The sequence below is a fragment of the Clostridium sp. Marseille-P299 genome (genome assembly GCF_900078195.1).
In the GTDB taxonomy this organism is placed as follows: domain Bacteria; phylum Bacillota; class Clostridia; order Lachnospirales; family Lachnospiraceae; genus Lachnoclostridium.
The window spans coordinates 2,037,146-2,057,470 of record NZ_FJVE01000007.1 but is presented as its reverse complement, the minus strand read 5'-3'; the positions used below and the strand labels follow the sequence as shown (position 1 = coordinate 2,057,470).

Below are 20,325 nucleotides of genomic sequence, written 5' to 3'. Positions count from 1 at the left end.
TAAGAAATTAAGAGTTCATAAAATAACAACAATTGGAGGTTCGCAATGCGAAAATTTATTTTAAAAGAAAAGTATGAAACACTAATTCAAGAATTAATAGACGACTATAATTTAAGCCATAGCTATCAATATATCATGGGACCTAATGCGTTATGCCTTATAGAGATTTTATGTGAAAAGATGACTCTTAAGCCAGGAATGCGTGTTCTTGACAGTAAAACAAGGAGGACAATTTGGTATTGTAAATCCAAGTCTTTCAAGGGAGTTTAGCGATGGTTTGTCTGAAAACTTAAAACCATTTTGGGAACCTAATATGTTCGCTTGGCATAGCGCTCAGTGGTGGAAGAGCTTATGGCAAAAATCTGGCTTAGTGGAAGTGACTTGTGCTGAAGAAATTCCAGATGGTAAAGAAATTTGGAGACAGACTGCGGATTATGATCTTCATGATGCCGATAATGAAAATTATCTTACGCTAATGCTTATGACAGCAATTAAAAAATAAATTTTAAAATTTATCTTACATATCTAAAAATCCTGAGACCTACTTTAAAAATGGTAGGTCTCTTTTGGATTATTTTAAATTTATAGATATAAGAAGAATGTTAATAAAAAACATTCGAAATATGTTGCCATCCATTCTTTAACGAAAGGAGAATGACATGCAAGAGCTACAACTTTATGAGAAAAAAATAATTGCGGATAGTGAATTCCCAGTTCAAATTTTTGAAAATAATATAAGAGAAGTTTGTACTTATTGTTACGAGCATTGGCATGAACATATAGAAATGCATTTTGTGCTTGATGGAGAGGCGGTATTATATTGCAATCATAAACCTGTTCATATGCATGAAGGCAATTTAATTATCATTAATAGCAATGAGCTTCATAAGGCATTGAGCAAAACTGAAATATTTAATGCACTTGTTATTATATTTGAAATGGATAATTTCTCAAAAGAAATTGTAAACCATAATATGATCTTTCAGACATTAATCGAATCTGATGAACATATCAAAGAGCTATTAAGAGCAATCCATAAAGAGGAAAAAGATAAGAAGCTTGGATATAAATTAGCGCTAAAAGGAAAGATATATGAGTTGCTTACTTACCTTATGAGATTTTACGTGGTAGAGAGTATTTCAAATAAAGAGCATTTGAATAGAAATAAAAATCTAAAACGGTTAAATACCGTATTTCAGTACATACAAAATAATTATACAGAGCCTTTAACCAATATGGAATTGGCAAAAATCATACATCTAAGTGAATATCGATTTTGTCATTTATTCAAAGAGAGTATGGGGCAAAGCCCGTTAGCATATATTAATGATATACGGTTAAAAAAGGCATACCACTTATTACAGCAAAAGGAATTTACTGTATCTGAGGTTGCATTGATGGTAGGATTTCAGGATTTTAATAATTTTGGACGGTTATTTAGAAAAAAATATGGTTTTCCACCTTCAAAGGTTTGGGAAATCTGTGAGAAATGAAACAGTCAAGACCAACGGTTTGCGGTGGCCTTGACTGTTTTTATGTAATATTAATAACTCTTAATTTTTCCCAATATATTAATATGGCTCTCTTCTTCCGAATTCTGCATCTTCTACCCATTCTTCTGGTCTTGAAACCAGTTTTACAAGTTCCTCTAAGATAATACAGTGTTTATCTTCTTGATTAATTAAATATTGGAACACTTTCTTAGACTGCTCTTCAGAAGCTTCAGCATGTAAATCTTGATAAAACTTTAAACTTTGTTGCTCTTTTTCTAAAGCCTCTCTGTAAATATCCAGTTGAGTTGGAATATCATGAAACTCAGACGTAATATGATCCATATCTTTAAAAATTGATTGTACTTCATGAAGAATATTACTGTCTCTTAAAGGTAAAGTGAGTTTATCCGCTTTCGACATTAAAATATTTGCATGATTTTCTTCTTCTTTAGCCAGCATTGTGAACACTACATTTAATGTATTATCTTTGTTCAGTTCTGCTTGTTCCGTGTAAAACTTCTCTAAATCAAGTTCCATTGAAAGTGCTAATTCTAATATTTCCATAGTAATCCCTCCTTTATTGTGAAAAGAATATAAGTCAATCACTTATTTTACAATTATAGCTATCTTATTGTAGAATTGCAAGAAAATTTAGTAAATTAAGGTTGAAATTAATAATAACTACATATTTTATATTTATTTATGGGACATCTATGCATAAAGGAATTAGCATCATTTTTCTTTACTTAGTTATATTTATTGGAGAACATTCAACAATTACTTCTAATAATTTTAGAACGCTTTCATTTTTAATGCTGTTACATTGTGCCTTATGTTAAAAAATTTAAATAGCAAGATTGTATGTATTTATAGCAACAGTTCGATAGTAATAAATATATATAAGAGATATGATAGGTTCATAAAGAGATGATAAAAAATAGGAAAAAAGATTGGTTAAAGTAGTGGGGAACAAATCTAATTATTAGGTAACGATGAGAATCACAAAAAGTAGGAAAATGATAAGGAGGAAGTACTATGAAATTAGGAGTATTTACAGTTGTTTTGGGTGATATGTCACTAGAAGAAGCATGCACGTATTTAGAAAAAAGCGGTGTACAAATGGTTGAAATAGGTTGTGGTGGATATCCAGGAAAGGCTCATTGTGATCCGGATATTTTATTAAACGATGAAACAGAATTAGAAAAATTTAAAGATACGATACGAAATCACAATCTTCTAATAAGTGCGCTAAGCTGCCACGGGAATATGGTGCATCCACGAAAAGAGATAGCAGCTGCATTTGATGATGACCTTACAAAAACGATACTTTTAGCAGAAAAATTAGGCGTATCAGTTGTAAATACCTTTTCTGGATGCCCAGGGGGAAGCAGTGAGGATTTAGAACCTAATTGGGTTACCTGTCCTTGGCCAGAGGATTTTAGTAAGATATTAGAATATCAGTGGAATGAAATATTAATTCCTTATTGGAAGAAAAAAGTGGCCTTTGCAAAAGAACATGGCATACATAAAATCGCATTAGAACTTCATCCAGGATTTTGTGTCTATAACACAAAAACATTATTAAGATTAAGAGAAGCAGTAGGCCCTGAAATTGGGGCAAACTTTGATCCTAGTCATTTGATATGGCAAGGTATGGATCCTTGTGCCTGCATTAGAGAATTAGGAAAGGCGAATGCTTTATTTCATTTTCATGCAAAGGATACGAAGATTGATGTGGCAAACACCAGTATAAACGGTGTGTTAGATACCACACATTATGGAGAAGAGATTAACCGCTCTTGGATATTTAGAGCCGTTGGATATGGTCATGGAGAAGACTATTGGAAAGCGATTGCCTCGGAATTAAGATTGGCGGGATATGACTATGCAATTAGCATTGAACATGAAGATAGTCTAATGTCTGGCAATGAAGGCTTACAAAAAGCCATCCAGTGTCTTAAAAATGTACTTTTATATGAGGATAAAGGTGAAATGTACTGGGCGTAGGAATGGCGCTAGAATGGAGCGATTATGGGAGAAAGTAAAAGAGAAAGTATGAATGTAGGAATTGTTGGTTTTGGTGGAATGGGTAACTGGCACAGAGAAATCATTGAAGAGATTGACGGATTAGAAGTGGCAGGAATATATGATATAAAAGAGGAACGTGTGCAGGTTGCAAAACAGTATCATATTCATACATACGGTAGCTTAGAAGAATTATTAAATGATAAAAACATTCATTTGATACTTATTGCGACTCCAAATGATTTGCATAAGACCATAGCGATACAATCCATGAGAGCGGGGAAACATGTGGTTTGCGAAAAACCAGTGACATTAAGTTCAAAGGACTTACAAGAAATGATTGATGTATCAAACGATACAGGAATGTTTCTTACAGTGCATCAAAACAGGCGCTTTGATGAAGACTTTCTTACAATAAAGAAGATTTATGATGAGAAAAAATTAGGAGAAGTATTTCGTGTTGAATCAAGAGTTCACGGTTCAAGAGGAATTCCTGGAGATTGGAGGCAGGAAAAAGAACAGGGCGGTGGAATGGTTTATGATTGGGGCGTTCATTTGCTTGATCAGATACTTCTAATGTTAGAAGGGGTTAAGCTTCGTACCGTTTTTGCTACTACAACGAATGTAACGAATCAATTCGTAGACGATGGTTTTACCGTGATTTTAACATTTGAAAATGATATAGAGGTGCTGATAGAGGTAGGAACGAATAATTTTATTTCACTACCTAGATGGTATATGTTAGGTCAAAATGGTACTGCTATTATTTATGATTGGGGGTTGCATGGCGAAATTATTTGTGCCTCGGGAATGAATGAAACGGATGTTGTCCCAGTTAGGACTGCAGCAGGTCTAACGAAAACGATGGCTCCTCGTAGGGAGGAAACGATTTATAAAGAGTCATTGCCAGTTGTAAAAAGCGATATTAAAGATTTTTATAAAAATGTCCTTGCAGTTCTTCAAAATGGTGAAGAGTCTCTGATTAAGTTACCAGAAGTTATGCGGGTGATGAGACTCATGGAGACAATTTTTGAATCTGCGAAACAAAATCAAGTGTTAGAGTTTAATGAGTGGTTTTAGATTTAATAGCATTGTTGCATAGTTTAAAAATGCTTAGTAATTTATAATGAATTTAAGTTGTAAATAACATGGAGGAACTTGCTATGGAAAAGTTACCAATCGGACTACAAGTGTATTCTATTCGAGAAGAAGCTGAAACTGATTTTATTAAGGCAATGAAAGCAGTCAAGGACATGGGGTATGACGGAGTAGAATTGGCAGGAATTTATGGGTATCGTTCAGAAGAAATTAGGGATTGGTTAAAAGAAATTGGTTTAATTCCAATATCAGCTCATGTTCCATATAATGAGCTACGTGATAATTTGGAGAAAACAATAGCTGTTTATGCAACAATAGGATGCAACTATATAGCCATACCTTATTTGATAGAAGAGGAGCGATATGGAACTAAGGCATATGAAGAATTCATAGAGTATATTCCGCGGATTGCAGAGGAGTGTAGAAAATATGATATGGTTTTAATGTATCATAATCATGATTTCGAATTTCAAAAGACAGAGAAAAATGAATTCATTTTAGATGATATGTTTCAGCGGATCCCTTCAAGTGTATTACAAGCTGAGATTGATACCTGCTGGGTAAAAGCCTCAAAGGTTGATCCTATTTCTTATATAAATCAATACAAAGGAAGATGTCCTGTGGTTCATCTAAAAGATTTTACAGGAAACTTGCCTGTAGAATTTACACCAATTGGTCAAGGGGTTCAAGATATCAAAGGTATTTTAGAAGCATCCATAACATCGGGTGCCAAATGGGTGATTGTTGAACAAGATAGTCATATCCTAAATTCACCAATGGAAGATTCTAAGCTCAGTATTACTTATTTAAAAAGTTTAGGGTGGTAATTGGATTTTGATATTGGTTTGAGGATTTAATATTTAAAATCTTATTTTAGTATAGTGGTAATTTAAGAAAAGATTGGAGAGGAATCATAATGAAAAAATTGAAAATCGGTATTGTTGGTTGCGGTGGTATCGCTAATAATAAGCATTTACCTGCCATAAAGAAAAATGGTAATTTCGAAGTAGTTGCATTTTGCGATATAATAAAAGAAAAAGCGGAAGAGGCAAAAGAAAAATTTGGTGTTCCAGAAGCAAGAGTGTACACTGACTATTTAGAATTAGTCAAAGAAGAGATTGAAGCAGTATATGTACTGACACCAAATAAATCTCACAGTTTTATTTCAGTGGCTGCAATGAAGGCAGGGAAACATGTTATGTGTGAAAAACCAATGGCAAAATCATATGCGGATGCTAAGTTGATGCTTGATACAGCAAAAGAAACGGGGAAAATATTAACGATTGCTTATCAAAATAGATACCGCGCAGATTCTACATACTTAAAACGTGCTTGTGAAAATGGTGATTTAGGTGAAATTTACTACGCAAAAGCTCATGCCCTTAGAAGACGCGCCGTTCCTACATGGGGAGTCTTTCTTAATGAGGAAGAACAAGGGGGAGGCCCTCTTATCGATATTGGAACCCATGCACTTGATTTAACTCTATGGATGATGGATAATTATGAGCCAGAATCCGTTACAGGATCCGTATATCATAAGCTTTCGGACCAAACTGAAACTGGAAATGAATTCGGAGAATGGGATCCTAAGCAGTTTACAGTAGAAGACTCTGCCTTTGGTTTTATTAAAATGAAAAATGGTGCAACCATTCATTTGGAATCCTCTTGGGCTTTAAATACATTAGATGTGGATGAAGCAAAAACTAGTCTATGCGGTACAAAAGCAGGAGCTGATATGAAGGATGGATTACGCATCAACCGAGTTCAATATAATAAACAATGTATTGAAATTCCTGATCTAAAATCTGGAGGAGTTGCATTTTTTGAAGGAGAAAGCGAAAGTGATGCCGAAGTGGAACAAAGAGTTTTTTATAATGCGGTTGTAAATGGAGAAGATTTAATCGTTAAGCCGGAACAGGCCATTGTGGTGACTAGGATTTTAGAAGGGATTTATGAATCAGCAAGAATTGGAAAGACTATTTATTTTGAGTAATTAAATAACATTAAAAAACGACGATTTGAAAAATCAAATTGTCGTTTTTTAATGTTATTGATATAAGATTATACCAAAAAGAGCAAAGACATCGCCACTTTTTAGTATTTCAAAAAACTTTGCGTATCCGATATCTTTTGCCATCCAGTGAAAAGCAGAGTACATATCGGTGATCGTGTTATTACGCTTAAAGGAAACAGAAGTCTTTTTATTTGATCCTATGATAATGGTTTTAGTGTCGTTTCTAAAAGATAAGCACGTATATAAAGCTGAATAGAAAGCATGGAATAAAGCGCATATATAAAGCTTCCGATGAACTAATTTTTAAGCTTTTCTTTTCGTACCTTCTGTAGGTATCGATATACACTCGATTCGCTGCATTTTAGCTTTGGCGCTATATAGGAGATAGCGGTTTTTATTTCAAATACTTCTTTTTCATCCAGATGTTGTATGATATTTATCCGATCTTCCTGTGTAAAATTCTCTGGTATTTCATTTCCGTAAAGGTTTCTAATAACAGAAGTAAAAGATTCCGCTATACTATTTGTAAACGTTTCTTGTTTAGAATCATGTTCATTTCCAATCAATACTGTCTTTCCGGTCATTGTCAGACCGCCTAAACCAAGAATTAATTCACTTATCTGACTGTAATGGGAAGTATCTAAATTAATACAAAGCATTCCTACAAGTTTACCATCATCTTTTATAAAAAAAGTAGAAGAACGAAGCAGTTTACCGTCTAGTGTTCTCCCTTCATAGCCAGTGATATAATCATACTCTTGCCAATCATTATTTTTAATTATTCGCTTAGCAAGATCAGTCAGTGGGTCACCAACTTTTCTACCACTGATATGTCCGTTTACTATCATATCAATACAGCCTTTGCTGCAATTTTGTAGAACAACCTCGCAGTGTTCCCCTAGTGATTCCCCAATAAAATAAACGAGTTGTTTGAAATCTGAGATTTTCATAGATTCAACTCCCTTCTGGCGGTTTTAAGACGTAGATTTCACGTTGCTATCAATAATTAAAGTTTATCATCTTTTATGACAAAATCAAGCTTTTTTGATAATAAATTATTATTAAACACTAACATTAGAATTTACATAAAAAGGTTGACATTTGTATAAAATATGGTAAAATATATATAAATCAAACAATAAACTATGCATTATTACATAAAACGAGTTAAAGAAATAATAATTAATTATTACGCCGTGAATTGCCGTAATAAAAAATTACAATATTGTATGCTCCAGAAGTTAAAATAGACATGTGTTTCAGATTAATTTTGAAGCGTTATGTACCATTTTATATATATACAAAGGAGGATTTCAATGAAAAAAAGCTTTAAAGCGGTTTACCATGACCGCAATTCTCGCCCCCCCTAATAATAGAAATATCAGATAACATAGTTATGGATATTTTGAAGTTAATGCCCTATCTAAGTAACAGATTATTACTATGACGTACATAAGGCTTAATATTTTTAGAAGGATGAGGAGGAACCTTTTATGAATAATACGCAGGTAACATCATTAATAATTATCTTACTTTATATGGCAGCTACCGTTGCCATAGGTCTCTTAGTTTCAAGGAAAAAATCAAACAAGAGTAATGACGACTTTCTGATGGCCAGCAAATCCTTAGGCCCAATCGTTCTTGCTGGTACACTGTTTGCAGCAAATACTGGTGGTGCAAGTACAACAGGTATTGCTACCAATGTCTATCAATATGGTTTATCATCAAGCTGGTATGTTATTGCTGCTGGTATTGGTTTTATCCTAGTTTCTTTTATTGCTCCATATTTTCGTCGAGCATCCGCTAATACTGTACCGCAAATCATTAGTTTACGTTATGGTAAAGCATCACATATTTTCACTGCTTTTACTTCTATTGCAGCTTTGTTCATGGCTACTGGTGCCCAGATAATAGCTACTGCATCAATTATATCTGTAGTAACAGGTCTTTCCTTTAAGATTGCTGCAATTATTACTACCATCGTAGTTATTGCTTATACCATGATTGGTGGTTTCAAATCGGTAGCTGCAGCTAACATGATGCATGTCCTTTTTATCACTGTAGGTATGACAATTGCTATGTTCATAATGGTCAACAATTCCGATGTCGGAGGATTTTCAGAATTATTTGCAAAAGCTAAAACTGTTACTGATAACACAGGAGCTAATCTGGATTTACTTAGTATGACAAAAATTGGTTTCCCAACCATTATCGGTTATATCGCTATGTATTATATGACTTTCCCAACAGGTCAGGAAATTGTACAAACTTTCTGCTCTGCAAAGGATGGTAAGAGTGCAAAGGTTGGTTCCGTGATTGCTGGTTTAATTTCTTCAGCATATGCTATCGTACCTGCTATCATTGGATTAATAGCTTATACTTGTATCAGTGGTTTTGCTGCAGGCGGATCTCAAAAGAATGCCTTGGCAGAGGCAACCATTCAATTTACCCCATCAATTATAGCTGGTTTAGTACTTGCAGCCATAGTTGCAGCAACTATGAGTAGTGCTTCTGGTAATATGATTGGTACCGCTACTATGTTCACAAACGATGTATTCCGTCCTTATATCAACAAAGGTGAAAAGGATGATGAAAAAGAAGTTTGGATTTCCCGTGTAACTATGGTTATCGTTGGAGCTGTAGGTCTTTTTATAGCACTAACTGCTTCAAATATCATCAGTGTTATGATGACAGCTTTTACTCTACGTAGTGCCGGCCCATTTGCAGCCTTTATCTGTGGCTTATTTTATAAAAATGTAACGAAACGTGCCGGATTTATATCCATTTTAACTGGTACTGCAGTAGCTGCAATCTGGATTTATCTTTTAGATACCCCTTGGGGATTAAGTGCTATAGTTCCAGGTGGTGTTGTTGCATTTATTGTAATTTTTGTAGTATCTGCAATCGATCGAAAGCTTGGTATAAAACCTGCTGCGCCGATTGAGTTTACAAATGACTAATATTTTAAGAAATGGAAGGAGAAGAATTTATGAGTGCTAAAGTATTAATTAAAAATGGTATGATTATCGATGGTACCGGTAATCCAAGGTTTACAGCAGACATCTTAGTAGAGGATAAAAAAATTGTTAAAATTGGAACTATAGCAGACGAAGGTGACGCGGAAGTAATTGATGCAACGGGACTTGTTGTAGCTCCTGGTTTCATCGATACTCACAGTCATAGTGATTTAAGAATTCTTCTTGAACCAGAAGTGGCTCCAAAGGTACGTCAGGGTATTACCACTGAAGTATTAGGCCAAGACGGAATTTCAATGGCTCCACTTCCTGTAGAATATATTAGCCCATGGCGTAAAAATCTAGCTGGTTTAGATGGTGACAGTGACGAAATCAATTGGAAATTCAAAAATACAGAAGGCTACTTAAAAATGATCGAAGAGGTAAAGCCAGGACTTAATGAATGTTATCTAGTACCTCACGGTAATATCCGTATGGAAGCTATGGGCCTAGAAAATCGCCTTCCAAATGATGAAGAACTTAAAAAGATGTGTGATATCACCCGTAGAGAAATGGAAGCCGGTGCTGTCGGACTTTCTACTGGTCTTATCTACATGCCATGTGCTTATTCCGAATCCAAAGAAATTATTGAAATGTGTAAAGTTGTTGCTGAATATGATGGTATTTTTGTAATTCATCAACGTAGTGAAGCAGATACCATTCTTGATTCTATGGAAGAGGTTATCAAGATTGGTCGTGAATCTGGCGTTAAGATTCATTATTCTCATTTTAAGGTATGTGGTAAGAAAAACTGGGATAAGATTGATAAAGTTATAGAACTCCTTGAGAAAGCGGAAGAAGAAGGAATCAAAGTAAGCTTTGATCAGTATCCATATGTAGCTGGTAGTACTATGCTTGGTGTTATTTTACCACCTTGGGTGCATGATGGAGGTACGGATAAAGTTCTCGAACGCCTTGCAGATCCTGAACTTCGTAAGAAAATGGTATATGATATCGAACATGGTATCCCTGGTTGGGACAATTTCGTTGAATTCGCTGGACTTGATCAAATCTTCGTTACCAGCGTAAAAACCAAGAAGAATGAAGATGCGATTGGTTTGAGTTTGGTTCAGCTTGGTGAGTTACGTGGCAAAGATCCATATGAAGCTACCTTTGATTTACTTCTAGAAGAAGAAAATGCAGTTGGTATGGTAGATTTCTATGGTACAGAAGAGCATGTTAAGCTATTCATGAAACGTCCAGAAATGAATGCCTGCACCGATGGTCTTCTTGGTGGAAAGCCACATCCACGTGTATATGGCGCATTTCCACGTATTTTAGGAAAATATGTTCGAGAAGATAAGGCATTCTCTTTGGAAGAAGCTATTTATAAAATGACTAAAAAACCTGCCACAACATTTAATATTGTTAACCGTGGTGAACTTCGTGAAGGATATTTTGCTGATATCACAATCTTTAATCCAGAGACTGTTATCGACAAGGGAACATTCACTGAACCTGCACAATATCCAGAAGGAATTGAATATGTATTAGTTAACGGTACACTTACTGTATCAAAAGGCGAGCATACCGGTAATCGTGCTGGTGTAGTACTTCGTAAGAAGGGAACTGATGTAATGTAGGTGTTCTGTTAAAAACAGCAGATGGGGTTGTCGCATTAGTGATTGAAAAATTACTGATGGGATGGCCCCTTTTTCTATTGTTTTCACAAAAATTACTTTATTTTTGCTTTCATTACTTTTTCTTTACGTTTCAGGGAGTTAAGCATATAATAAAGAAGAGATAACAATGTTAACTAAGACTTGTATTTAGGTATTAGACATGTAAACATATTCGTATCAAAATTTCATATAATGGTATTAATTTAATTTCATAAAATGAAATTTATTACCCTAAAACTCGTGCATTTGATTCAAGAGAATTGAGATGAAAATTATGGACATAAAGAAAATTAAATTAAGTAAGACTGAGGTTTTTAATATCAAAGATGGTACTAAAATTTATTATGGACCAAATCAAGTTTGGTATCCAAAACGATTTCAAAAGTTAGCAGGCTGTGGACCTACCTCTTGTTCTAATATTATATGGTACCTATCTCAGACACAAGAGAAATATAAAGGGCTTTGTCCATATGATGGTACAACTTTGCAAGGTTTTCTAGAACTTATGGAAGATGTATGGCAATATGTAACACCTGGATTTATGGGAGTAAATAAGCTTGAGATGTTTGAAAATGGAGCGATTCGTTATGGCAAGGAGAAAGGATACTTACTATCCTGCGAATCTCTTAAAATACCAGGGAAAAACCATATCAATGAGCTTGAAATTGAAAAAGCCTTTGATTTTATTGAAAATGCACTAAAAGAAGATATACCAGTTGCCTTTTTAAATCTTCACAATGGACAATTGTTAAACTTAGAAAGTTGGCATTGGGTAACAATATATGAGATAGATAGACAAAAGGGCAGTGTATCTATTTTAGACCAAAGTAGATTAGTGGAGATTGATTTAAAACTATGGATGAACACCTCTAGCAAGGGTGGCGGATTTGTTGTGGTTCGTTGATTTAATATAAATTAGCAGAAACGACTTTTTCTTTTACTTTTTAATTCAAGTAGTTTATAATAATTATATTGTTGCATAAGCACCCTGTGATTGTTTGGTAGACTGGCACGGGGTGTTTTTTTAATATCAATTAATAATTAGGATAGCAAACTGTTTTATTCACATACCTTGACGTTAATTATAGAACTTATTATAAAACAAAATAGTGGGGGATTATTCAGTGCTATATTTTTGTACATTATTCTAATATAGCAAATAAGATAAGAAAACTAATATTTAGAAGACAATTCGTAAATCATAGTTACATCAGCGATTATAGTTATGAAAAAAAGAAAAATTATGAAGTAATTATATAGTTTATTACTAATTTAAACATAAGAATAAAGGAGATTATGAACAAATGAAAGAGCAATTTTCAACGAGACAGCCAGACATTATAGGCGAAGAAAAATTCAGACAATACTCTGTATTTGTCCCAATGATAGATATCTCAGGAGTTACTTATTTACTATTTGAAAAGAGATCGAATAAATTAAGACGTCAGCCTGGAGAAATCTGTTTTCCAGGTGGAAAACGAGAAGAAGGTGAATCATTTCAGGATTGTGCCGTGCGTGAAACGGTTGAGGAGCTGTTAATTCAGCAACAACAAATTGAGGTGATTGGACCTGGTGATATTTATATATCGCCTTTTAACTTAGTAATTCATCCTTTTATCGGTGTAATACACAATTATCAGGATACGTTTAGTACGGATGAAGTAGATCAAATCATAAAAATACCATTAGATTTTTTTCGTAATCATCAACCAGAGAAATTTGAAAGTAAATTGATTAATGAACCACCTGAAGATTTTCCATATGAATGGATTCCAGGAGGAATAAAATATCCGTGGGATAAAGGTACTTTTGATATACTTTTTTACCAATATGAGGATTTTAGAATTTGGGGTATGACGGCTCAAATAGCAAATTCAGTGGTGAAATTGATGGAAAAGTATAACATTAGGTAATATACGGATATCTAATCTGCATAATCGAGAGTTTCTTTATAGAAAACTAGACTAGTCATCATGTTAGTGGTTTGGTATAATAACAAGGACTTAGTAGCTAATGAATATTGAATTTAGCAAACTCAGAAGTAGAAAAAAGAAATGGAGAGAATTTATGCCACATTTAAATTTTAAAAATATAGAAAGAAATAAAGTAAAGCAACTTTGTAATGACCTAACTCCTCAATTAGCAAAAGAAATTGAATGTCCAGAGGATTGGATTACCTTTAATCACATAGAGAGTCAGACATTCGTTCAGGGTATTGAGAATGACGAAATCGTATTTGTAAATATTCAATGGTTTCCACGAACTCAGGAAGTGCAGGATAAGGTTGCTTCCATTATACATGAAGGAGTAATAGGAACTGGTGCGAAAGAAGTTGTGATTATATTTAACGACCTTAAGAAAGAAAGTTATTATGAAGAGGGGCAGCATTTTTAATAAATGATGAAAAGGGTGTAGCAAATGATTGGGAAATATGAAATAGAAACTTTTGTGAAAGAAAAGCATGGCAAAGGCGTATATAAATTGTATCAAGCAATTGCCGCTAAGTATAAAAATTGTGTTTACTGGCATCCTGGCAATACGAAAGAAGAGTGGGATAACGTATTTGTCTGTATACACAATGACACAGTGATTGGTAAAGGGCAGGTAATGCTTAATGAGAAACAGGATGCGAATTCCCCTTCATTTGCTGAACACCGTATTTTTATTAATATCAGAGTATTGCCAGAATTTGAGCAGGACGAGGATGCGTTGGATTTACTATATAATGCAGTATGTCAAAAGGCCAATGACATCAAGGCTGGTTTGTGTGAACGTAAATGCCAATTATGTGTAGGTAATAAAGAGGAAGAAGAGGTATATAATCGTTACTTCATAAAAAAAGGATTTCTATCCCATGGGGACATATACTTTATGAGTACTTCAATAAGCAATCGTACATATTTTCAAGAGCAGTATACTTTAGAGGAAAATATAGATTTTCATGAATTTAATCTTAATACATTGGAAGCGAAAATTGATTTTCTTGAACTTGAAGGAAAATGCTTTACGGATGACATTATGAGCCTAAAACATCTAGAAGAATATATGGATTCAGAATTTTTCCTAATGTATGGTGTTTTTGAATCAGATAAGCTAATTGGAGCAGTGATGGTTGTGGAAGATGGTAATTCCTTGCCAGAAATTGAAGATGTGTTTGTTCTAGAAGAATACCGTGGAAGGCATTACGCACGAATTTTATTGGAAAACGTAATGAGCATTCTGAATCATAAGGGATACGAAAGAGTAACCTTATGTGTGCTTACGCATAATGATGCTGCGTTTAGAGTATATCAATCATTGGGGTTTGAAATTGATTGTGAGGAAAAACGTTTTTTAAGATATATATAGAAATCTGAACATTAAAGAGAAATCATTTCTGCGAGAGCCTGAAGCGAGTATTTACTACGATCATTAACCAGTATTTACTACGATAATTAATCAGTATTAACTACTTGACAAAACAGGAATAATATATTAAACTTTGCAGAAGTACGAATTCGTACTTCTGTATTGAAAGGAGAGGTGATGTATGTCGGTATCAATCCGCCAGCAGCTTATGCAGCTTAACCGTTTATATAAAGAAAGTGATGAAATCTATCACGATATTTCCGCTAGTATGGGACTTTCGGATAGTGCTCTTATCATATTGTATGGCTTATGTCATGCGGACCATCCCTGTACGCAGAGTGAATTATGTGAAGTATGGTCGATTAAGAAGCAGACTGTCCGTTCTGCAGTGCATACCCTTCTTCGCAAAGGTTATGTGCTTCTGGAACCGTTACCAGACAATCCCCATATCAAGCAGATTGTACTGACAGAGGCAGGAAAAGATATTATGAATCAAACGGCGATGCCTCTCATTGAAGCGGAAGAAGCTGCTTTCGGGTGTCTTACCACCGAAGAACGCGAAACGCTGTTGGCCTTAACCCAAAAACAGGTGAGCTATTTTCGTAATGAAGCTAAAAATTTATTGCAACGGTACAATATGAACAAAGATTGTACCTCTGTTGGAGGATTAAGATTACATGAAGAAACAGAAAAAGAAAACGGATTATGATATGGTTTTGCTTACCGGAAAGGTGAGTAAGGTTTTTAATAAACAAATTGAGGTTTTGGTGGAGGAAGACACGATTACCTGTATTTTACCAGGGGCTTTACTGGCAAAGAAAAATTCCATTGTTGTTGGTGATATTGTGCAGCTTGGCTTATCTGGATCACGACAATATAAGTTAGTGCAGGTTATGCCGCGGAGAACAGAAGTTTACCGAGGCAACAGGCGATCTCCCGGCGAAGAAATTCTAATTGCCGCAAATGTGGATCAGGTGCTTACCGTTGTAACTGCAGACTATCTGCTCCATCAGGCTGGATATTTTGAAAATGCGGTAATTGCTGCAAGACGGGCAGATTTAGAGATTATTCTTTATATTAGCAAGTGGGATGCCGTCAGTGAACAGGCTCAGGAATTGCTATCGGAGAAAATTGCCCTTTACCAGAAAACAGCAGACAGTGTTTTTGTGGGGACACCGGAATTTCTGGATGACCGTCTGATTGAAGCAGTCACCGAAAAAAGCACAGTTGTGATTGGCGATAGGGCAAGTGGAAAGACAACGTTGATTCGGAAATTTATGAATCGGTTAGGCAGTGGAGAAATCTCCCATGGCAGTCTTTCTAGCACCCATACTAGTAATATTTTTGTTGGCAGCAATGAAACAGTTTTCATTGACACTCCTGGTTTCCGTGATTTTGCCTTACAGAAAATCACAGAAGAAGAACTAGGGACAGCGTTCCCAGAAATCGTGGAAGCGGCGGAAAACTGTGGGTTCAATAACTGCTCCCATACCCATGAGGAAAATTGTGCAGTTGCCAAGGGATTACAGGAACGGAAAATAGGCAGAGAGCGTTTTAGTGTCTATCAAAAACTCTCCGGTGTCGTGACGGTTTCTACTCCTAAAATCGACTACCGGTACAATGCTTGTGAAGAAAGTTTCGTCTGTAAGGTATGTGGCAATCTTGTGACGCCAGACAGCGCCGGGACCCAGCATCGCAATCACTGCCCGCACTGCCTGTCAAGCATCCATGTAGACAACGAACCAGGTGACAGGGCTTCCCTATGTCACGGTATAATGGATCCAATTGGAGTGTGGGTACGAAAGGACGGAGAATGGGCGATTATCCATCGGTGCCGTACCTGTGGGACTTTAAGCTCTAATCGGATTGCTGCTGATGACAGTCCTATGCTTTTAATGTCTATTGCAGTAAAGCCATTATCAAGCCCGCCTTTCCCATTGTCGCAATTAGAAAGTGCAGCAAAATAGGTTTACTCTGAATCCGTTCTGGTCTGGACATTTCTAATTCAGAGTGGATTGTGAAGGAGATAAATATAGAATCAAGTTTAGAAAAAGATGAAGGTTATTTTACTGGGGCGACACTGTGGGGCCGCCCCAATTTCTTATACTGGGAGCGGCGGTGAGGTGATCAACAGATCATAACGATGTTCGAGAGAAACTCGTTTCATGCATCATTATAAATGAGAAGACCATTTACTAGGATTCGTATCATCAGGAATTGTATTATTTACGATTTCTAGATAGTGAGCAGCTTTATTATGTAAATATTCAACACGTTCCTGTGCTTCTTTTAGTTGCTTTTCTGCAATTTCTTTTTGTTCTAAAATTATTTGATATCGTTCTTGAATGGTGGATTCACCTTTTAAGCATAAATCAACATATTCTTTAATCGATTCTATGGACATACCAGTTCCTTTTAGATACTTTATACCTGTTAACCAATTGATTGATATTTCATCAAAAAGACGAATATTGTTTTTATCACGAATAACACTAGGGACTAGTCCTTTATCTGTATAGTACCGAATCGTATGTTCTGTTAGATCTAAAAGCTCAGATACTTCTTTTACAGTATACAAATTTTACACTCCTTTTAAAAAAGTCTTGACTTCGAGTAACACGAAGGTGCTAGAGTAACTATAACACATGAAATATGTGCGTACAACTACTAGTAATTAATTTTACTAATCGGGTCAAGAGTGAAAAAATCACGTTCACTCAAAAAGAAGCCGTTATGAGACTTCTTTCATTAAAATTTGCGCCGATAAAGACGGCGGATTGGGAGGTTATTATGAAAAATGTAACTTTAAATAATGGAGTTGAAATGCCAATCCTTGGATTTGGTGTTTACCAAATTGCAGATGCAAAAGAATGTGAGCAAGCTGTTTATGATGCTTTAATGAGTGGGTATCGATTAATTGATACTGCTGCTGCATACATGAACGAAGAAGCGGTTGGACGAGCAATTAAGAAAAGTGGGATTCCTCGAGAAGAAATTTTTATCACCACAAAGCTATGCATTCAAGATGCTGGATATGAAAGTGCTAAGAAAGCATTTCAAAGGTCTTTAGATCGACTAGACTTAGAATATCTTGATTTATATTTAATTCATCAACCATTTAATGATTATTATGGTGCATGGCGTGCAATGGAAGAGTTGTACAAGGAAGGAAAAATTCGTGCAATTGGAGTTGCAAATTTCATGCCGGATCGTCTTGTTGATTTAATCGCTCATAATGAAGTGGTACCTGCCATCAATCAAGTTGAAGTAAATCCATTTTGCCAACGAGTAGAGGATCAAAAACTTATGAAGGCGAAAAATGTTCAGATTCAATCCTGGGGTCCGTTTGCTGAAGGTAGGAACAACATGTTTGAGAATGAGACTCTAAAAGCGATTGGTGCGAAATATAATAAATCGGTAGCACAGGTAATATTAAGATGGTTAGTTCAACGCGATGTCGTTTGTATCCCTAAATCTGTACATAAAAATCGTATTGAAGAAAATTTCAATGTATTTGATTTTACATTAAGTGCAGAGGACATGGAATTAATAGCTACTTTAGATACAAAACAAAGCTGTTTCTTTTCACATTATGATCCTGAAATAGTGGATTGGCTTGGTAATGTTAGATATGATGTGTAAAGTGAAAAGAAAGTAGAAAAGAATATAACGTATGAGACTAGATTGCAAATTGAGCTTTTATATGTAAGTTGCTAAAAGGACAGATGAATTGCAAGTAGTTATACGAAGGCTTTTGCTAAATATAAAATATTAGGCAAAAGCCTTTATTTGAATATAGCCCATAAGATACAATTTAGTGCCAACCGTTTTATTCTTGAGGTTGGCGCTTTTTTCTATTATTTACTGTCTCTGTTGGTCTGATAACACGTGTAAAGCTAAGCAGATATATGATTTTTCTTTTCTGAATTAGTCATCTACTCGAATTAGGTTACTGATGTAAGGACACTTACCGGAAAGTACATCATCATAGAATCCCTGTTTCCAATCTACATAGGCAACGCAATCATTTAATTCTGCAATAGAAACTAATAGAGCTTCGCGCTTCTTGGCAAGCATTTCTTTACGTTGGGGAATGGTAGATTCACCTTGCAGGCATAAGTTAAGATAGATTTTCATTTCCTGAATACTCATACCGCATTTTTTCAAGCAGACAAGGTCTTTAATCCATTTTACATCCCGCTCATCAAAAATACGGCGATTATTATCATCACGTTTGACATTTGGAATCAGGCCCTCGTTACAATAGTATTTCAGAGCCTGATAGGTCATATTTGTTTCCTCGCAGACCTGCTTCATGGTATACATTACCAATTACCTCCTTGAGATCATAAAATTCAGAAATATTAAAAAATTTTTCAAAAATTCTCTTGACCGGTTGTTACTATCGGTTGATACAATTGCATTGTACAACAGAATTAGGAAAGAAATCAAGAGTACTGCTGAATGAAGTGGCGAGGACTTTGTAGATGTAGTATTTCAAAAGCTTAAAAATGAATAGAAGGAGGTATTTACTATGAACAAATTTACATATTCTTATCCTACAAAGGTATATTTTGGTGAAGGGATAGTAACAGAAGCATTACATGCGGAGCTTGGCAAGATTGGTGAAACTGTTCTGCTAGCCTATGGTAGCGGTTCAGTCAAAAAGAATGGTGTTTATGATGAAATAAAGGCACTGCTTGAGCAGGCAGGTAAAAAAATTGTGGATTTCTCTGGCATCATGCCGAATCCTACCTATGCCAAAGTACAGGAAGGCGCTGGGCTTGTTCGTGAAGAACATGTAGATTTCATTTTAGCGGTTGGAGGGGGAAGTGTGATTGACTGCTGTAAAGTGGTTTCTGCTCAGGCTATGTTGGACGAGGATATTTGGGACATGGAGTATAGTAAAGGTAAACTTCCGGTAGCAGGGATTCCATTGGGTGCAGTTGTTACCGCTTCCGGTACCGGCGCAGAAATGAATGCAGGCGCAGTGATAACTCACGAAGAAAAAATGTGGAAGGGGCCGATTTTTGGATCCAGTCCAGCCTTTGCTGTCCTAGATCCGGCGTATACCATGTCCGTACCGCCTATGCAGGTGCTCTCTGGTGCTTTTGATACACTGAGTCATGGAATGGAAACTTATTTAGGCAGCTCTGATCAGGATAATGTGTCTGATGATGTGGCTCTAGCAATTATGAGGAATACAGTAGTCAATATGCGTCATTTGCTTACGAATATCAATGATATGCAGGCTCGAAGCAATCTGATGTGGGATTCTGCTATGGCGGAAAATGGTATTCTCAAATGTGGTCGCTTGACTGATTTTCAGGCTCATCAGATTGAACACCAGTTGGCAGCTTACACCGACTGCAATCATGGGCAGGGTCTGGCGGTGATTCATCCCGCATATTATCGCCATATTGTGAAGGATGCGCCTGATAAATTTACCAGGTTTGCAAAGGTTGTATTCGGAGTGGATACCGCTGAAGTCGGTATTGAAGCTTTGGCTGACTTTATCAAGGAGTGTGGTTTGCCCACTAGAATGGGAGAATTGAAGTCCAAAGTAGAGATTACGCCAGAGCTATTACGTCAGGTGGCTGATACCACTAATATTATTAGGTGTAATCCCCGTGAATTAAGCCGGGATGAAATTTATGATATTTTGATGGAATGTCTGTAAGGATGGTTCCAATGAAGCAAAAGGGCGGAGT

At 35.7% G+C, this 20,325-nt stretch carries 21 protein-coding genes; 17 read left to right on the top strand and 4 right to left on the bottom strand.

What is annotated here, in order from left to right; all coding sequences use genetic code 11:
* The first annotated feature begins 45 nt into the window (after window positions 1–45).
* From BN4220_RS20330 to BN4220_RS16895, 3 genes are all read left to right on the top strand, one after another.
* Complete coding sequence (locus BN4220_RS20330; protein ID WP_066719212.1) at window positions 46–270, top strand: hypothetical protein; 225 nt, start codon at window positions 46–48, stop codon at window positions 268–270.
* Entirely contained in the window at window positions 209–502 is a 294-nt protein-coding gene (locus tag BN4220_RS16900) for a hypothetical protein (RefSeq protein ID WP_148401761.1), read from the top strand. Before BN4220_RS20330 ends, BN4220_RS16900 begins: the two co-directional genes overlap by 62 nt.
* Window positions 503–659: 157 nt before the next feature.
* Window positions 660–1,493, top strand: a complete 834-nt coding sequence (locus BN4220_RS16895; protein ID WP_066719205.1) for an AraC family transcriptional regulator — start codon at window positions 660–662, stop codon at window positions 1,491–1,493.
* Between the two features lie 78 nt (window positions 1,494–1,571).
* Here BN4220_RS16895 and BN4220_RS16890 read toward each other — a convergent pair whose 3' ends face one another.
* A complete protein-coding gene (locus BN4220_RS16890; RefSeq protein ID WP_066719202.1) occupies window positions 1,572–2,057 on the bottom strand; it encodes a ferritin-like domain-containing protein in 486 nt (161 codons plus the stop codon).
* A gap of 471 nt (window positions 2,058–2,528) precedes the next feature.
* On the opposite strand from BN4220_RS16890, the gene BN4220_RS16885 reads away from it, so the two are divergent.
* The 4 genes from BN4220_RS16885 to BN4220_RS16870 all read left to right on the top strand — a co-directional run bounded on the left by BN4220_RS16885 (window position 2,529) and on the right by BN4220_RS16870 (window position 6,609).
* A complete protein-coding gene (locus BN4220_RS16885; protein WP_066719199.1) occupies window positions 2,529–3,500 on the top strand; it encodes a sugar phosphate isomerase/epimerase family protein in 972 nt (323 codons plus the stop codon).
* Between the two features lie 24 nt (window positions 3,501–3,524).
* Window positions 3,525–4,598: a Gfo/Idh/MocA family protein gene (locus tag BN4220_RS16880; RefSeq protein ID WP_242867812.1), complete on the top strand. Its 1,074-nt coding sequence runs from the start codon at window positions 3,525–3,527 to the stop codon at window positions 4,596–4,598.
* An 83-nt stretch (window positions 4,599–4,681) separates the two neighbouring features.
* Window positions 4,682–5,443, top strand: a complete 762-nt coding sequence (locus tag BN4220_RS16875) for a sugar phosphate isomerase/epimerase family protein (protein ID WP_242867811.1) — start codon at window positions 4,682–4,684, stop codon at window positions 5,441–5,443.
* Window positions 5,444–5,532: 89 nt separating this feature from the next.
* Complete coding sequence (locus tag BN4220_RS16870) at window positions 5,533–6,609, top strand: Gfo/Idh/MocA family protein (RefSeq protein ID WP_066719196.1); 1,077 nt, start codon at window positions 5,533–5,535, stop codon at window positions 6,607–6,609.
* 317 nt (window positions 6,610–6,926) lie between these two features.
* On the opposite strand, the gene BN4220_RS16865 is transcribed toward BN4220_RS16870, so the two are convergent.
* Window positions 6,927–7,580 carry a helix-turn-helix transcriptional regulator gene (locus BN4220_RS16865; protein ID WP_066719193.1) on the bottom strand — a complete coding sequence of 218 codons (654 nt, stop codon included), beginning with the start codon at window positions 7,578–7,580 and terminating at the stop codon, window positions 6,927–6,929.
* Window positions 7,581–8,123: 543 nt separating this feature from the next.
* On the opposite strand from BN4220_RS16865, the gene BN4220_RS16860 reads away from it, so the two are divergent.
* From BN4220_RS16860 to rsgA, 8 genes are all read left to right on the top strand, one after another.
* The gene (locus tag BN4220_RS16860) at window positions 8,124–9,590 is read left to right on the top strand and encodes a sodium:solute symporter family protein (RefSeq protein WP_066719191.1); all 1,467 of its coding nucleotides are present in this window, start codon (window positions 8,124–8,126) and stop codon (window positions 9,588–9,590) included.
* 11 nt (window positions 9,591–9,601) lie between these two features.
* Window positions 9,602–11,227 carry an N-acyl-D-amino-acid deacylase family protein gene (locus BN4220_RS16855; protein ID WP_066719189.1) on the top strand — a complete coding sequence of 542 codons (1,626 nt, stop codon included), beginning with the start codon at window positions 9,602–9,604 and terminating at the stop codon, window positions 11,225–11,227.
* A gap of 313 nt (window positions 11,228–11,540) precedes the next feature.
* The gene (locus tag BN4220_RS16850) at window positions 11,541–12,170 is read left to right on the top strand and encodes a hypothetical protein (protein WP_148401760.1); all 630 of its coding nucleotides are present in this window, start codon (window positions 11,541–11,543) and stop codon (window positions 12,168–12,170) included.
* A 400-nt stretch (window positions 12,171–12,570) separates the two neighbouring features.
* Window positions 12,571–13,179, top strand: a complete 609-nt coding sequence (locus tag BN4220_RS16845; protein ID WP_066719185.1) for an NUDIX hydrolase — start codon at window positions 12,571–12,573, stop codon at window positions 13,177–13,179.
* Between the two features lie 154 nt (window positions 13,180–13,333).
* Window positions 13,334–13,660: a DUF1904 family protein gene (locus BN4220_RS16840; protein ID WP_066719182.1), complete on the top strand. Its 327-nt coding sequence runs from the start codon at window positions 13,334–13,336 to the stop codon at window positions 13,658–13,660.
* 24 nt (window positions 13,661–13,684) lie between these two features.
* Window positions 13,685–14,614 (top strand): GNAT family N-acetyltransferase, encoded by a 930-nt coding sequence (locus BN4220_RS16835; RefSeq protein ID WP_066719179.1) that lies wholly within the window; start codon window positions 13,685–13,687, stop codon window positions 14,612–14,614.
* 181 nt (window positions 14,615–14,795) lie between these two features.
* Window positions 14,796–15,323: a MarR family winged helix-turn-helix transcriptional regulator gene (locus BN4220_RS16830; protein WP_066719176.1), complete on the top strand. Its 528-nt coding sequence runs from the start codon at window positions 14,796–14,798 to the stop codon at window positions 15,321–15,323.
* Window positions 15,292–16,581 (top strand): ribosome small subunit-dependent GTPase A, encoded by a 1,290-nt coding sequence (gene rsgA, locus BN4220_RS16825; RefSeq protein WP_082812361.1) that lies wholly within the window; start codon window positions 15,292–15,294, stop codon window positions 16,579–16,581. Before BN4220_RS16830 ends, rsgA begins: the two co-directional genes overlap by 32 nt.
* Before the next feature lie 206 nt (window positions 16,582–16,787).
* Here the strand turns inward: rsgA and BN4220_RS16820 are convergent, their stop codons facing one another.
* A complete protein-coding gene (locus tag BN4220_RS16820) occupies window positions 16,788–17,192 on the bottom strand; it encodes a MerR family transcriptional regulator (RefSeq protein WP_066719173.1) in 405 nt (134 codons plus the stop codon).
* Window positions 17,193–17,404: 212 nt separating this feature from the next.
* On the opposite strand from BN4220_RS16820, the gene BN4220_RS16815 reads away from it, so the two are divergent.
* Window positions 17,405–18,256 carry an aldo/keto reductase gene (locus tag BN4220_RS16815; RefSeq protein ID WP_066719170.1) on the top strand — a complete coding sequence of 284 codons (852 nt, stop codon included), beginning with the start codon at window positions 17,405–17,407 and terminating at the stop codon, window positions 18,254–18,256.
* 285 nt (window positions 18,257–18,541) lie between these two features.
* Here BN4220_RS16815 and BN4220_RS16810 read toward each other — a convergent pair whose 3' ends face one another.
* A complete protein-coding gene (locus tag BN4220_RS16810) occupies window positions 18,542–18,940 on the bottom strand; it encodes a MerR family transcriptional regulator (RefSeq protein ID WP_066719168.1) in 399 nt (132 codons plus the stop codon).
* A 208-nt stretch (window positions 18,941–19,148) separates the two neighbouring features.
* On the opposite strand from BN4220_RS16810, the gene BN4220_RS16805 reads away from it, so the two are divergent.
* The gene (locus BN4220_RS16805; RefSeq protein ID WP_066719166.1) at window positions 19,149–20,294 is read left to right on the top strand and encodes an iron-containing alcohol dehydrogenase; all 1,146 of its coding nucleotides are present in this window, start codon (window positions 19,149–19,151) and stop codon (window positions 20,292–20,294) included.
* The last annotated feature ends 31 nt before the right edge of the window (window positions 20,295–20,325 follow it).

Coding starts and splice junctions, on each gene's coding strand:
- BN4220_RS20330 (WP_066719212.1), top strand. CDS start 46: ATGCGAAAATTTATTTTAAAAGAAAAGTATGAAACACTAATTCAAGAA.
- BN4220_RS16895 (WP_066719205.1), top strand. CDS start 660: ATGCAAGAGCTACAACTTTATGAGAAAAAAATAATTGCGGATAGTGAA.
- BN4220_RS16890 (WP_066719202.1), bottom strand. CDS start 2,057: ATGGAAATATTAGAATTAGCACTTTCAATGGAACTTGATTTAGAGAAG.
- BN4220_RS16885 (WP_066719199.1), top strand. CDS start 2,529: ATGAAATTAGGAGTATTTACAGTTGTTTTGGGTGATATGTCACTAGAA.
- BN4220_RS16880 (WP_242867812.1), top strand. CDS start 3,525: ATGGGAGAAAGTAAAAGAGAAAGTATGAATGTAGGAATTGTTGGTTTT.
- BN4220_RS16875 (WP_242867811.1), top strand. CDS start 4,682: ATGGAAAAGTTACCAATCGGACTACAAGTGTATTCTATTCGAGAAGAA.
- BN4220_RS16870 (WP_066719196.1), top strand. CDS start 5,533: ATGAAAAAATTGAAAATCGGTATTGTTGGTTGCGGTGGTATCGCTAAT.
- BN4220_RS16865 (WP_066719193.1), bottom strand. CDS start 7,580: ATGAAAATCTCAGATTTCAAACAACTCGTTTATTTTATTGGGGAATCA.
- BN4220_RS16860 (WP_066719191.1), top strand. CDS start 8,124: ATGAATAATACGCAGGTAACATCATTAATAATTATCTTACTTTATATG.
- BN4220_RS16855 (WP_066719189.1), top strand. CDS start 9,602: ATGGAAGGAGAAGAATTTATGAGTGCTAAAGTATTAATTAAAAATGGT.
- BN4220_RS16850 (WP_148401760.1), top strand. CDS start 11,541: ATGGACATAAAGAAAATTAAATTAAGTAAGACTGAGGTTTTTAATATC.
- BN4220_RS16845 (WP_066719185.1), top strand. CDS start 12,571: ATGAAAGAGCAATTTTCAACGAGACAGCCAGACATTATAGGCGAAGAA.
- BN4220_RS16840 (WP_066719182.1), top strand. CDS start 13,334: ATGCCACATTTAAATTTTAAAAATATAGAAAGAAATAAAGTAAAGCAA.
- BN4220_RS16835 (WP_066719179.1), top strand. CDS start 13,685: ATGATTGGGAAATATGAAATAGAAACTTTTGTGAAAGAAAAGCATGGC.
- BN4220_RS16830 (WP_066719176.1), top strand. CDS start 14,796: ATGTCGGTATCAATCCGCCAGCAGCTTATGCAGCTTAACCGTTTATAT.
- rsgA (WP_082812361.1), top strand. CDS start 15,292: ATGAAGAAACAGAAAAAGAAAACGGATTATGATATGGTTTTGCTTACC.
- BN4220_RS16815 (WP_066719170.1), top strand. CDS start 17,405: ATGAAAAATGTAACTTTAAATAATGGAGTTGAAATGCCAATCCTTGGA.
- BN4220_RS16810 (WP_066719168.1), bottom strand. CDS start 18,940: ATGTATACCATGAAGCAGGTCTGCGAGGAAACAAATATGACCTATCAG.
- BN4220_RS16805 (WP_066719166.1), top strand. CDS start 19,149: ATGAACAAATTTACATATTCTTATCCTACAAAGGTATATTTTGGTGAA.